Source organism: Enterococcus sp. AZ196 (genome assembly GCF_050498845.1).
Classification (GTDB): domain Bacteria; phylum Bacillota; class Bacilli; order Lactobacillales; family Enterococcaceae; genus Enterococcus_A; species Enterococcus_A murrayae.
The window spans coordinates 1,334,400-1,347,656 of record NZ_JBIPAM010000002.1 but is presented as its reverse complement, the minus strand read 5'-3'; the positions used below and the strand labels follow the sequence as shown (position 1 = coordinate 1,347,656).

The 13,257-nt window shown below is 43.6% G+C and carries 15 protein-coding genes; 12 read left to right on the top strand and 3 right to left on the bottom strand.

The window, feature by feature from the left end; all coding sequences use genetic code 11:
* The first annotated feature begins 54 nt into the window (after window positions 1-54).
* The 12 genes from IGI67_RS24130 (at window position 55) to IGI67_RS24075 (ending at window position 11,712) form a co-directional block, all read left to right on the top strand.
* Entirely contained in the window at window positions 55-1,035 is a 981-nt protein-coding gene (locus tag IGI67_RS24130) for an aldo/keto reductase (protein ID WP_207108049.1), read from the top strand.
* Between the two features lie 108 nt (window positions 1,036-1,143).
* The gene (locus IGI67_RS24125) at window positions 1,144-1,758 is read left to right on the top strand and encodes a flavodoxin family protein (RefSeq protein WP_429959629.1); all 615 of its coding nucleotides are present in this window, start codon (window positions 1,144-1,146) and stop codon (window positions 1,756-1,758) included.
* A 147-nt stretch (window positions 1,759-1,905) separates the two neighbouring features.
* Window positions 1,906-2,313: a MerR family transcriptional regulator gene (locus tag IGI67_RS24120; RefSeq protein ID WP_429959628.1), complete on the top strand. Its 408-nt coding sequence runs from the start codon at window positions 1,906-1,908 to the stop codon at window positions 2,311-2,313.
* Window positions 2,314-2,330: 17 nt separating this feature from the next.
* Window positions 2,331-3,224, top strand: a complete 894-nt coding sequence (locus IGI67_RS24115) for a MurR/RpiR family transcriptional regulator (RefSeq protein WP_429959627.1) — start codon at window positions 2,331-2,333, stop codon at window positions 3,222-3,224.
* Window positions 3,225-3,528: 304 nt separating this feature from the next.
* Entirely contained in the window at window positions 3,529-5,385 is a 1,857-nt protein-coding gene (locus IGI67_RS24110) for a beta-glucoside-specific PTS transporter subunit IIABC (protein WP_429959626.1), read from the top strand.
* A 43-nt stretch (window positions 5,386-5,428) separates the two neighbouring features.
* Window positions 5,429-6,880, top strand: a complete 1,452-nt coding sequence (locus IGI67_RS24105) for a 6-phospho-beta-glucosidase (RefSeq protein WP_429959625.1) — start codon at window positions 5,429-5,431, stop codon at window positions 6,878-6,880.
* A 320-nt stretch (window positions 6,881-7,200) separates the two neighbouring features.
* The gene (locus IGI67_RS24100) at window positions 7,201-8,034 is read left to right on the top strand and encodes a Cof-type HAD-IIB family hydrolase (protein ID WP_429959624.1); all 834 of its coding nucleotides are present in this window, start codon (window positions 7,201-7,203) and stop codon (window positions 8,032-8,034) included.
* 98 nt (window positions 8,035-8,132) lie between these two features.
* Complete coding sequence (locus IGI67_RS24095) at window positions 8,133-9,014, top strand: LysR family transcriptional regulator (protein ID WP_207108056.1); 882 nt, start codon at window positions 8,133-8,135, stop codon at window positions 9,012-9,014.
* Window positions 9,015-9,138: 124 nt separating this feature from the next.
* Window positions 9,139-9,654 carry a flavodoxin gene (locus IGI67_RS24090; protein ID WP_429959623.1) on the top strand — a complete coding sequence of 172 codons (516 nt, stop codon included), beginning with the start codon at window positions 9,139-9,141 and terminating at the stop codon, window positions 9,652-9,654.
* A gap of 25 nt (window positions 9,655-9,679) precedes the next feature.
* Window positions 9,680-10,093, top strand: coding sequence for a cupin domain-containing protein (locus IGI67_RS24085; RefSeq protein ID WP_429959622.1), 414 nt, complete (start codon window positions 9,680-9,682; stop codon window positions 10,091-10,093).
* A gap of 14 nt (window positions 10,094-10,107) precedes the next feature.
* A complete protein-coding gene (locus tag IGI67_RS24080; protein ID WP_207108059.1) occupies window positions 10,108-10,419 on the top strand; it encodes a carboxymuconolactone decarboxylase family protein in 312 nt (103 codons plus the stop codon).
* Window positions 10,420-10,512: 93 nt separating this feature from the next.
* Window positions 10,513-11,712 carry an MFS transporter gene (locus tag IGI67_RS24075; RefSeq protein ID WP_429959621.1) on the top strand — a complete coding sequence of 400 codons (1,200 nt, stop codon included), beginning with the start codon at window positions 10,513-10,515 and terminating at the stop codon, window positions 11,710-11,712.
* Window positions 11,713-12,013: 301 nt separating this feature from the next.
* On the opposite strand, the gene IGI67_RS24070 is transcribed toward IGI67_RS24075, so the two are convergent.
* From IGI67_RS24070 to IGI67_RS24060, 3 genes are all read right to left on the bottom strand, one after another.
* Complete coding sequence (locus tag IGI67_RS24070) at window positions 12,014-12,493, bottom strand: DUF7000 family protein (RefSeq protein WP_429959620.1); 480 nt, start codon at window positions 12,491-12,493, stop codon at window positions 12,014-12,016.
* A gap of 35 nt (window positions 12,494-12,528) precedes the next feature.
* A complete protein-coding gene (locus tag IGI67_RS24065; protein WP_207108062.1) occupies window positions 12,529-12,702 on the bottom strand; it encodes a hypothetical protein in 174 nt (57 codons plus the stop codon).
* A 74-nt stretch (window positions 12,703-12,776) separates the two neighbouring features.
* A complete protein-coding gene (locus tag IGI67_RS24060) occupies window positions 12,777-12,926 on the bottom strand; it encodes a hypothetical protein (protein ID WP_207108063.1) in 150 nt (49 codons plus the stop codon).
* Between the last annotated feature and the right edge of the window lie 331 nt (window positions 12,927-13,257).

The window sequence follows — 13,257 nt, the reverse complement described above, 5'->3', positions numbered from 1 at the left end:
TTGAAGTGAACTCTAACGTGTATAGTAGGAGTCATTAAGGAAGGTGTGAAGTAGATGGAATATGCAAAATTAGGAAACACTGGACTAGATGTCTCAAGAATCTGCCTAGGCTCCATGAGCTTTGGCGATCCTAAAAACTGGATCCACAAATGGGTCTTGGAGGAAGAGGACAGCCGCCCATTGATCAAGAAGGCCTTGGAATTAGGGATTAATTTTTTTGATACGGCCAATGTTTATTCTTTAGGACGCAGTGAAGAGATTCTGGGAAAAGCGTTGAAGGATTACGCGAAGCGCGACGAGATCGTTTTGGCAACGAAGGTTCATCAAAAAATGTTCGACGGTCCGAATGGTCAAGGCTTATCGAGAAAAGCGATCCTATCGCAGATCGATCAAAGCCTGCAACGCCTGCAGACGGATTATGTGGATCTATATATTATTCATCGTTGGGATTATGATACGCCGATCGAAGAAACGATGGAGGCTCTGCACGATGTTGTGAAGGCTGGAAAGGCTCGTTATATTGGCGCTTCGGCGATGTTCGCCTATCAATTTCAACAGGCGAATTCCATTGCTGAAAAAAATGGCTGGACCAAGTTCGTTTCGATGCAAAACCATTTGAATCTGATTTATCGTGAAGAGGAACGCGAAATGATTCCTTACTGCCGTTCGGAAAAGATTGCGTTGACGCCCTATAGTCCAATGGCGTCTGGCCGACTGATTCGTGATCGCTCAGAAGAAACCAAGCGCAGCACGACAGATAGCGCTCAAAAATCGAAATATGACGAAACGGCTGATAAAGACCAGCTGATCATTGATCGTGTAGCGGAGCTGGCGGATAAATATGAGACGAATCGCGTAAATATCGCACTAGGCTGGCTCCTGCAAAAGGATCCAGTGGTTGCTCCGGTTGTCGGCGCTACAAAAATGAGCCACATCGAAACAGCCGTTGGTGCCGTTGATTTCAAATTAACCAAAGAGGATGTTCACTATTTGGAAGAGCCTTACATTCCCCACAAAGTAGTCGGACACAATTAGAAATAGCTCAAAAAACTGCAGCCTTTTGTTGGCGGCAGTTTTTTTCCTCTTGACTTAAAGTCCACTTCAGCCTGTATGCTGGAACTAACTAATATGGAGGTGAGAAGTGTGAAAAAGCTGTTTTGGTTAGCCGCCGTTACGTTCTTTTTAGGCGCATGCGGCTCAAACAATGTAAAAAATGAGGATGCCAGTCTGGGTGAAGCGGATCGTTCAAGCACACCCGCTAAAGTGAAAAAGTCGAAGAAGGACGGGGGAAAATCGATTGTTGTCTATTATTCCTTGACCGAAAATACGCGGGCTGTTGCAGAAGAAATTCAGAAGCAGGTGGAGGGGGCGAGCTTGAGGATCGAAACACAGGAGCCCTATCCAGAGGAGTATGATGAGGTGCTGGATATCGTTCAAGCCCAAAGAGAAAGAAACGAGCTGCCTGCCATTGTTTCGAAGGAAATCACTTTAGCCGATTATGATGTCATTTATCTGGGAGCACCGATTTGGTTTGGCGAACCTGCGCTGCCAGTCGAACAGTGGCTGCGTGAGAATGATTTGGCAGGTAAGAGGGTGTATCCCTTCTTCACGAGCGGCAGCAGCTCAATCAATGAATCGATGAAGCATTACAGCAAGCTGCTTGATGGCTCAACGCTAGGTAAAGGGCTGGGGATCAACTCTTCGAACAAACAGCATACCGCGGAGCTAGTCGAGGAATGGTTGGCTCAATTGGATTGAGCGCCAGAGGATGAGAGGCAAAGCCAGCAGGCGCTTTGTCTCTTTTTTCAATTGGCCTCTTAACCAGCGCTTTGATTTTAGCTGGAAGCCTGATAAAATTGAAAAGAACGAGTTTATACATAGCTAGACAATAAAGGAGTGACACGCGTGAATATCTCAGAGGTGGCAACAAAATTTGAAATGACTCCGGCAACGATTCGCTATTATGAAAAGCAGGGATTGATTCCGCCGATCACCCGGAATGCCTCTGGCGTGAGGGATTTTCAAGAGGAGGATTTAAATTGGGTCGAGTTCATTAAATGCATGCGGGATTCGGGACTTTCGATTGATTCCCTCGCTCGCTATTCAGAGCTGTATCAGCAGGGAACCGCCACTTTAATGGAACGAAAAGCGATTCTGCTGGAGGAATACCAGAAGCTGCTGGAAACGCAGCAGCTGATCAACCAAACAGTCGCTCGCTTGGAAACGAAGCTGGACAATTATGATCAGATGATTGAAGAGTGTGAGCAGCAGCTAGTTTCCGGTGCTAATAAAACGGCTGCTGAAAAGGTCTAAGGAAGGGGGGATGAGCCATGTATTTGTTTCAAAGAATTGAGGAAGCTGCATTCAAGCAAAATGATGCGAGGCGGACAATTGGAGAGTTCATTCTTGAAAATCGTGACCAGCTGCAGGAGCTAAGTATGGATGAGATCGCTAAAAGAACCTTCACTTCAAAACCAACGCTGGTTCGTTTTGCCAAGTATTTTGATTATTCTGGTTGGAAGGAGTTCATGTATGCCTTTACTCATGAGGTCGCTTACTATGATGAGAATGCCTATGAAGCTGTCGATCCCAATTTCCCCTTTTCTGCTGAAGATGATTCGCTGCAGATCATTGAACATCTCGTAACGCTAAAAATGCAAAGCATAAAGGACACTGTTTCTCATATCGCGGCGGAGGATTTGAATCATGCGGCAGAGCTGATTCAAAAAGCCGAAAATATCGTCATTTATGGGACTAGCCCGAATTCTTATTACGGCGAGCTGTTTAAGCGAAACCTGCTGACGATCCAGAAAAGGGCTTTTCTATCAAAGGCTGGAGAAAACGGCTTGATTTCTAGTGCGTTGACGAATCGGGATTGTGCCATCATCATCTCCTATTCAGGAAATAATCCCGATGAAAATCCTACTAGCAATGTCAAGAAACTAAAACGTTCGGGTGTACCGATCATCAGTATCACCAGCGGGGGAAAGAATTATCTTAGAGACTATTCCGATGTGGTGCTGAATATTTCCAGCAAAGAGCGGCTGTATTCAAAGATTGCAAACTTCGCGACACAGGAATCCATCCTATTCTTATTAGACGCGCTGTTTTCAAAGGTCTTTGCACTAAATTATCAAGTGAATATGGACAATAAAATCGCAAATTCAAAGGTTTTAGAAACAAAGAGACAATCTGACTCGAAGGACTTATCGGAGCACTTCTAAAGAAGGCCGAACGGTCATTTATTATCACATACGATAGTAAATGACTGTTCGGTTTTCGTTTTGTACGATATTTTTTAAAAGACTTTTTGGCGGCAGCTTAAACTAGCAGGCAGGGGCCGAGGACGAAAAAATGAAACGTATTTCAAGAAATTGACCTCCTCGTTTAGAAAAAGTGGAATACGTTTTAAGGTATGGACAAACTATTGGAAACGCTATCTAAGCATGGTAGAGTTCAATTACAAGCAAGACTTGATTAACCGGTTAGATCAAAAAAATCATCTTGTTCCGCTGAAAGGAGAGTCCCATGAGTAAGAAATATGAAGGTTTAGCTCATGATATTGTAGAAAAGTTTGGTGGCAAAGAGAATATAACTGAAGGCTACCATTGTCAGACACGTCTTCGATTTAAAGTGATCGATGAGTCTAAAATCGATACCGAGGGTTTAGAAGGGTTAGATGGAGTAGAAAAATATATTTTTAACGCGGGTGTCCATCAGATCGTGATCGGAACCCACGTAAAAGATGTTTTTGAAGAAATTGAAAAAATCATTGATCTTGATCCGACAAAAGAAGTTCAAACAGAGAAGAAAGGGATTTTGACGGCTATTATTGAGTTTGTCGCTGGAACGTTTCAACCAGTTATTCCGGCTTTGTCTGGCGCAGGGATGGTAAAAGCGGTCCTCGCTTTACTGATTGTCTTCCAGGTGATCTCGCCTGAGTCGCAAACCTATTACCTGTTGAACATGTTTGCCGATGGTGTTTTCTTCTTCTTACCGATTATTCTGGCATTTACCGAGGCGCAGAAGCTTCGCTGCAACCCAATTTTAGCAGCCTCTGTCGCTGCGATGATGCTGCATCCTAACTGGGGAGCGCTAGTAACCGCAGGAGATCCAGTCAGCTTTTTTGAAATTATTCCATTCACACTCGCTACGTATACTGGCTCCGTCATTCCGATTTTACTGGTGATTTTTGTCCAATCCTACGTAGAGAAATTTTTGAATCGTGTGATCCCTAAATCGGTGGAGCTTGTTTTCGTACCGATGCTGACTTTTTTAGTCATGGGAACATTAGCATTTTCTGTATTAGGACCTTTAGGCAGTATACTTGGCGGGTATTTAGCGAGCTTCTTTACCTTCCTAAGCGTCAATGCCAGCTGGGTACCAGCTGTTTTGATCGGCGGCTTTTTACCGATCATGGTCATGTTCGGCCTTCACAATGGAGTCGCTCCTCTTGGGGTGATGCAGATGGCGGAGCTAGGCTACGATAGTATTTTTGGCCCGGGCTGTGTCTGCTCAAATATCGCACAGGCGACCGCTTCGGCAGTTGTGGCCTTTAGAACAAAGGATAAAAAATTACGCCAGCTGGCGACCTCTGGTTCAATCACTGCTTATATGGGGATTACAGAGCCGACCCTTTATGGCGTGAACTTGCCTAAAAAATACCCGTTGATTTCCGCAATGATCGGTGGTGGGTTAGGCGGCTTATACGCTGGTTTGACCAATACTCATCGCTTTGCTACAGGCTCATCCGGGTTACCTGCGATTTTGCTATACATCGGTGATGACACGATGCGCTTTTTCTGGAATATCGTGATCGCATTGATCATATCTGCCGTATCGACCGCAATTTTGACTTACTTTTTGAGCTTTAAATTTGAAAAGGAAGAGAACGAATTAGAAATTCCAGAAATGAAAGAAGTTATTTTGGAGGATACGCTGATGATCAGTCCGATTAGAGGACAAGTCCTTCCACTGAATGAGGTTCACGATGAGGCGTTTGCTTCTGAAGCACTGGGTAAAGGCTTTGCGATCGAGCCAGTCGAAGGAAAGGTAGTCGCTCCGTTTGATGGAGAAATAGCTGCTGTCTTCCCGACAAAGCATGCGATTGGGCTAGTTTCAGAGACTGGGGTAGAAATTCTGATTCATGTTGGATTGAACACTGTCGAACTGAAGGGGAAATATTTTGACGTATTGGTGGAAGCGAACGAGAAAGTCAAAAAGGGACAGCCGATCTTGACCTTTGAGCTAGAGCAGCTTCAGGCAGCAGGATACGATACGCAGGTTCCAGTTGTTGTGACCAATACGCCTCAGTACTCCGCGATCGAAACGATCACGATCGGGCAAACGGACTGTAATCAAGATATTTTGGCTGTGAGAGTTTAGCGCTGGACAACGAACGCTGGCAGAAACGAGAAGGAGAATCAGAATGGCTTTAGATAAAAACTTTTTATGGGGCGGAGCGACCGCTGCCAATCAAACAGAGGGCGGCGTACTTGAAGGCGGCCGGCAATTGGCCAATATCGATGTATTACCGTACGGAGAAGATCGAAAGAAGGTAGCGGCCGGCGAACTGGAAATGCTCGATTGGAAAGAAGGGTATTACTATCCTGCTAAAGAAGCGATCGATATGTACCATCATTATATGGAAGATATTCGGCTTTTCGCTGAGATGGGCTTTAAGGTGTATCGGATGTCGCTTTCCTGGTCACGTATTTTCCCTAACGGAGATGACGAGACACCGAACGAAGCCGGCTTGAAATTTTATGAAGACATTTTTAATGAACTAAAAAAATATGGGATCGAACCACTTGTTACGATCACGCACTTTGATATCCCCATTCATTTGATCAAGGAGTATGGCGGCTGGAGAAGCCGTAAAATGGTCGATTTTTACACCCGCTACGCTGAAACAGTCATCACCCGATACAAAGGTCTGGTGCATTATTGGCTGACGATCAATGAAATCAATATTTTGCTTCACCAGCCCTTTGTTGGCGGCGGCATCGTCTTTAAGGAAGGCGAAAACAAAGAAGCGATCAAGTATCAGGCGGCGCATCATCAACTGGTCGCCAGTGCATTAACTACGAAAATTGCTCATGAGGTCGATCCTGAGAATAAAGTCGGCTGTATGCTGGCTGGCGGCAGTCATTATCCCTACACCTGCCGGCCGGAGGATTATCAAGAAGCGATCAAGCGCGATCGTGAAGGCTATTTTTTCATTGATGTCCAGGCAAGAGGCAACTATCCTAATTATGCGCTGAAAAAATTTGAACGAGAAGGCTTGTCCATTCAAATGGCGCCTGAAGACAAAGAGATATTGGCCGCATCGCCGGTCGATTTCGTGACATTTTCTTATTATTGTTCACGAACCGTCAGTGCGCATCCAGAGGACTATGAGCAGGCCACCGGAAATCTTTTTGCCTCAATCAAAAATGAGCATTTGCCATCAACTGAATGGGGCTGGCAGATCGATCCGCTGGGCTTGCGAAATTCCTTGAACCAGCTGTATGATCGTTATCAAAAGCCCTTGTTTATCGTAGAAAATGGGTTAGGAGCGGTGGATGTTCCTGATGAAAATGGCTATGTCGAGGATGACTATCGGATCGACTATCTGGAAAAGCATGTTCAAGCCTTCATGGATGCAGTGGAAATTGATGGTGTAGAGCTTCTTGGCTATACTACCTGGGGCTGTATTGATCTGATTGCAGCAAGTACTGGTCAAATGAGCAAACGGTACGGCTTTGTGTATGTCGATCGTGATGACCAGGGCAATGGTACGTTAAGACGGACAAAGAAAAAATCCTTTGATTGGTACAAACAAGTGATTGCGACAAATGGAGAAGCCGTAAGAAATCAAATCCCCTCAGCAGTCCTTTAGTGAAACAGAATGAATAGAAAGCCAATCGCTCCTAAACTTTCGAAATTTAAAGAAAAGGGACCGTTTGGCTTTCGTTTTGTTAAGTATTTTTCGAAAATACATTACACACGCTAGCTGCTGCCGCAGTTCGGTTGGGTTGAAATCGCCCGAGGATTTAATTGAGGACCATCTAAAATCGATAAATGAGGCGGTTAAAAAAGGCGATTCATCGAAACAATTTTCTTATATTCTAAAAGTGAATTGAAAAGTATCTGCAAGAATAGTAATCTAGTTAGAAATGCAGGTTTATTTGAGCAATTCATGAGAATGTGAGGGAAATAATGGGAAAAATAATTTTTTTAGATATTGATGGTACGTTGTGTAATGATGCTGGGCTTGTTCCAGACAGTGCCAAAGAAGCGATCATTCATGCATATGAAAGAGGACACCGTTTTTATTTATGTACAGGGCGTTCTAAAGCAGAGATTTCTGACGAAGTCCTTGCGTTGCCGATCAGCGGAATCATCGGTGCTGGCGGCGGCTACTGTGAGATCGATGGCGAAGTGATTTTTCATCATGTGTTTGATTCTGCGGAATTAAAGAAGATGATTCGTTTTCTAGAGGGGCATCAGATTGAATACTATCTTGAATCAAATCAAGGGCTGTTTGCGAGCGCCAAGCTAAGAGAGCGTCTGATTCAGCTTAGTTTAGGCGATAGTGCTGAGGAATCGGAGGAAGGACAGAAAAAAATCGCTGCGATCCAGTGGTTTTTGGACCTTCTAATCGAGGATTCGAGTTTAATCGACTATGAAGACGTGAATAAGCTTTCCTTTATTAATCATTCGGTTCCTTATGAGGTTATCCATGAGGAGTATGACGGAGACTTTCATATGTTGAGAAGTACCGTTCCGGCATTTGGACCAGACAGCGGCGAGATTGGTCTGAAAAATATCAATAAGAAGACTGCTATTGAAATGGTACTAGAAAAGATCCAGCGCAGCAAAGAGGATTGTCTGGCCTTTGGTGATGGGAACAATGATTTGGTCATGTTTGAAGCTGTCGGAGTCGGTATCGCCATGGGAAATGCCAAAGATGAATTGAAGGCTGCAGCGGACGAGATCACATTGACTCATGATGAGGGCGGGATCGCGCATATTTTGGCTAAGCTGAATTAATTGAAGAATTTATAAAAAGCGCTGCGTTCAAATGACGCAGCTTTTTAGTTTGCGGGAATAATCTGCTATAGTAAAAGAAAAAGCAAAGAGGCAATGTTATGGAGATCAGACTTTTACGCTATTTTTGGGCAGTTGCTCAAGAGGGAAATATTTCACGGGCAGCCCGTATCTTGAATATTACTCAGCCTACCTTGAGCCGACAAATCAAGGAGCTTGAGGAAAGTATCGGCAGACCGCTTTTTCATCGGGAAAAAAATCGCCTAAGCTTGACTCAGGATGGCTATTTTTTAAAGGAACGTGCCGAAGAAATCTTAGTATTGGATAAAAAGCTGGAGCAGGCCTTTTCAGCGCAGCGAAATGAGGAATTAAGCGGTACGATCTCGATTGGCTGTGTGGAAGCAGACAATTCAGATACGGTCGCCATGCTTTTAGAGGAGCTGATCAGTGATTATCCTCAGATCAGATTCAATTTAGTTACCGGCACAAGTGACGATATTTCGGACCGTTTAGAAAAGGGCATATTGGACCTTGCAGTATTGATCGAGCCTGTTTCATTGAAGGAAGTCGAAGCGTTGACCCTGCCGCGGGAGGAAAAATGGGGATTTCTGATCTCCAAAGAATTGTTCATCGCCAATAATGAATATATCCAGCCAGAGGATATTCGCGGGTTGCCGATCCTGTGCTCAGGTCGTGCAGAGGTTCAAAGCTTATTGGCTGAATGGTCGGGAGTTCCCTTTGACCAGTTGAATATCGTCGGCAATTACAATTTAATTTTCAATGTGCTGCCGCTGGTAGATCATAAGGTTGGTGCTGCGTTAGCGATCGAAGGAGCGATTTCGGATCGCAAATTGGAAGAGACAGTGTTTATTCCGTTGAAGCCGGCGATTAAAACCAACTGTGTTTTAGTTTGGAAAAAGCGGGTTCAAACACCGGCGGTTCAAGAGCTAATCAATCGGTTCAATCATGCCTTCAGGCTATAGTAGTATGACTATATAGGCATTAGACATAGTTGATAAAGAGTCGTATTCTGAAGTTGTTCAGGATACGACTCTTTTTTGTAAAAGGAAAGAGCCGCAGAATAATAAGAAAAGAGGAGGGAGCAGAATGACCGCAGTAGTTGTTCTTTTTTCCAGAGCTGGAGAAAACTACATTGATGGAAAAAGGCAAATGGTCTCAGTTGGAAACACCGCGATTTTGGGAGAAAAAATCAGTCAGCAGTTAACGATTCCTATGTATGAATTATTACCGTTAACGCCATATTCAGACAATTATGATGAGGCCGTGCAAAAGGCTGAGGAGGAGAAAAAAACTTCCGCGCAGGTAGCCTATGAAAAGCTGTCTGTTGACCTTGAACAGGTGGATACGATTTTTCTTGGCTACCCAAATTGGTGGGGAACCTATCCGCGGATCATCGCGACTTTTTTAGCAGAACACAATTGGCAGAATAAAACAATCTATCCTTTCATTACTCACGAAGGCAGTGCCTTTGGTTCAAGTATCCAAGACTTGCAGGCGGCTTGTGCAGGAGCCGAGATCAAGACGGGATTAGCCGTTCGCGGCTCAAAGACCAGTCGTGCGGATACCGCAGTGAAAAATTGGCTGCTATCCTATTCAAAATAAAAACAATTATCAGGAGGAACTTATAATGGCAAAACATGAAGAAGTAAAAAATGGTGTGATTTTTCCAATCGGAGAAAAAAATGATGCCTATGCACAATATTTTATCGGACAAAGCTATTTAGAGACATTAGTTGCTGATCCAGCGGTCAATGTCGGTGTTGGCAATGTCACCTTTGAACCTGGCTGCCGCAACAATTGGCACATCCATCATGATGGGTATCAATTATTACTAGTAACTGGAGGAGAAGGCTGGTATCAGGAGGAAGGAAAAGCAGCACAACTCTTGAAAGCCGGAGACGTGATCGTAACCCATGATGGCGTGAAGCATTGGCACGGAGCCACCAAAGACAGCTGGTTTGAACATGTAGCCATTACAGCAGGCACACCCGAATGGCTGGAACCAGTAAGTGACGAATGGTACAACAAATTAGAACAATAAGGAGAGAATAAATCATGAAAAAACAAACAGCTGGAAGAGAACAATTAGGAGAATTTGCACCGCAATTTGCCGCATTAAATGACGATGTATTATTTGGCGAGGTTTGGGCAAAAGAGGAGGAGCTTTCTGCTCACGATCGCAGCATGATTACCTGCTCTGCCCTTTTAGCAATGGGGGCACCGCAGCTTGAAGCACATTTGAAAATCGCCAAAGAAAATGGCGTGACAAAAGAAGAAATCAGCGCGTTGATCACCCATTTAGCCTTTTATGCTGGTTGGCCAAAAGCTTGGAGTGCTTTTTCAATGGCGAAGGAAATTTTTGACTAAGGATGTAGACAACAGGAGGAAGTTTGTATTAATGAAGAGCCCTTTGAGTGGACAGATCGCTGATGGCGACCGTCCAATGGTTTGGTTATATTTATGAACCGAGTAGCTAAGTCTGCTTTATTGTCGGTTTCATTATTGGTGGTAACAGGAGGTGCGATAGCTGGAAATATCCCGGCTATCGCCCAAGCTTACCCCGACATCAACGCAACATATATTGAGTTATTAACGACGATTCCGTCGTTTTTCATTATCACAACCGTGCTGATCAGTCCTAAAATCGCACAGGTCATCGGTAAAAAAAGAACGGTCCAATTAGGAATTCTGCTGGTCATTATTTCCGGAGCAATGCCTGCAGCAACCAGCTCGTTCTTCTCACTCTTCTTAAGCAGACTGCTTTTTGGCATAGGAGTCGGATTGTTTAATCCATTGCTGTATTCATTAGCCGCCACCTTTTTTAAGGGGAGGGAGTTAGCTTCAGTGATTGGCCTGCAGAGTGCATTCGAAGGAATCGGAGGGATGCTTTTCACCTTCACTGTCGGTCAATTATTACTAGTGAGCTGGCGGGTTTCCTTTTTCACCTATTTTCTTGCCATTCCAATTCTGCTCGTTTTTTCCTTTTTTGTTCCTGAAACAGAAACAGCCGCGATTGAAAAGCATCAAGACAAAAGAAAACGGCCGCTTACGCCGCAATTTGTCCGATATTTGATTTTTCTGCTGATTACAGTGACTGTTTACATGTCTATCGCGGTAAAGGTGACTGCCTTCTTTGTAACTAAGGGGATTGGAAATGCGACAGACGGCAGTAACTATCTCGCAATAGTAGGTCTTGGGGCAATGCTGGCAGGGATTCTTTTTGGAAGAATCGTTTCAATTCTAAAAGAATGGACCTTGCCAGCGGCTTATCTGCTTTTGGGCTTTTCGCTGATTTTATTAGCATTTTCTACAAATTTAGTGATGGCCGCCCTGTCAGCAGCTCTATGCGGATTTGGCTTTAGAACATTCATTCCATATATCTTTAACGAGATAAATCAGCAGGCGGAAAATGCAGAACGAAACACGTCGATTTTGCTGATCACCTTCAATATTGGTTCGGCCTTTGCGCCAATTTCCATTGCGCTGCTTCAAGGATTGTTGCCAGTATTAACAGGCGCTGGATTGTTTGTTGGGGAAGGAGCTCTGATGATTGCGCTGGCTGTCATTTTGACCATTATGGAGAAAAAGCCCCTCCTGGTGAGTCGTATGAATCATCTTTTCTACAAAGAAAAAAGAAGAACGAAGAGAAATCAAGAGTAGAAAGATCGTTATTTCACCTGAGGATGCAGCAAGAACAATCCTGTTTGCAATTGAGCAGCCAGCCGAGGTTTGGGTAATTGAAATGAAATGGATGTTCAGCATCGGACTATGGATTACTATCAAAGAATTTCAGCACCTCACAAAGACTTTATCACAATGGAAGGTACTGGTCATTTGCCATTCATCGATCATTCGAAAGAGTTTTCGAAAATGGTAGTGAAGGCATTGAACAGAATTCATTAGTTTTTCTACACTTAAAAGCAGGGAGAGTACTAAGATTTCGACTCTCCCTGCTTGCTTATTATAAATAATGTCGTATTTCTGCCGCTTCTTTCAAGCTTCCTTCGATGATGTGCTTTTTTAGTTTCTCCAAATCGGAAAAATCAGGCTGCTCTACGATGACCGTATCCAGAACAGTATATTTTGGCATCGCAGCCTTATCTACATTCCATTTTAAATGCTTCAGCTTATTCCAGTAATCGATTTGCAGGTCGGCATTTTGAGCCATCAGCCAAAGTTCAAATCGCATGTCTTGATGATTCAAAACGATCCCAAAGCGCAGCCCATCATTCCTCAGCTGCTGATCAAAGAAGGGAAAGTAGGTATAATCCAAATAGCCGTCCGAAAGATTTCCGACCTTATAATCCGTTGAGTTTATAAAGAAATCCGTTCGGACACTCCGGATAAATTTCAAAAGACCCGCGTACGCACGACAAACAGGACTGTCCGTGTAAATGGCCTGCTGGTAGATTTTGATATCTTCGGATAAATTTGACTCCATGGAAAAACCTCCTTATTTGAGTGGGCTGATCAGGCTTATTTTTTGCGAAATTGTTGGATCAAAAAAACAAAAATAAAGAAAAATAGCGCCTCCCAAAGGGTCGTCGTCCAACTGTATCTCGGGCTGATACCGAAAGTTAGATTTCCTATATTGGAAATAAGCAGATAAACCAGTGTGACTAAGAAAGAGTTTCGTAATCTACGCATCATAAAAAACACCCTCCATTCTACCTAAAAGTATAAACGAGGAGGCTCCATGCGTCCAATATTGTATGGGACGAGTATTATTTCTGATTTTTCCTTCTAGCAAAAGTGCCAGAGGCCCCTAGAGCGACCCCGATCGCCAAGCCGATGGCCAAGTTGTCCATAAGAAGGCCAAAAACCAACCCTAAGGACAATCCAATCGCCAGCGAACTCCCATCATCTTTTTTCATTTTTATTGCCCCATTTCCTGATTTCATTAAGCATACTAATCAGCTATCTTTATTGTAACGGATGAACAATGAAAAAAATAGGCAACTAAAAAAAATCAAATGTTCCATTTTTGATTTATCACAATTTTTCTGGCTAATTCGTCTATAATAAACGAATCACTAAGAACAAAAAACTTCCACTTTTGTGGGAGTTTTTTGTTTCGCTAAATAATAGCAGGGATCGTTTTTCTTTCGTTTTTCCTTTCGAAAATGACTATTCGATCGGGCTTGAAGATCAATTAAAATAACAGGAATTAGAGAGGTGGAATAATTGGATAAACGGAACGATTTT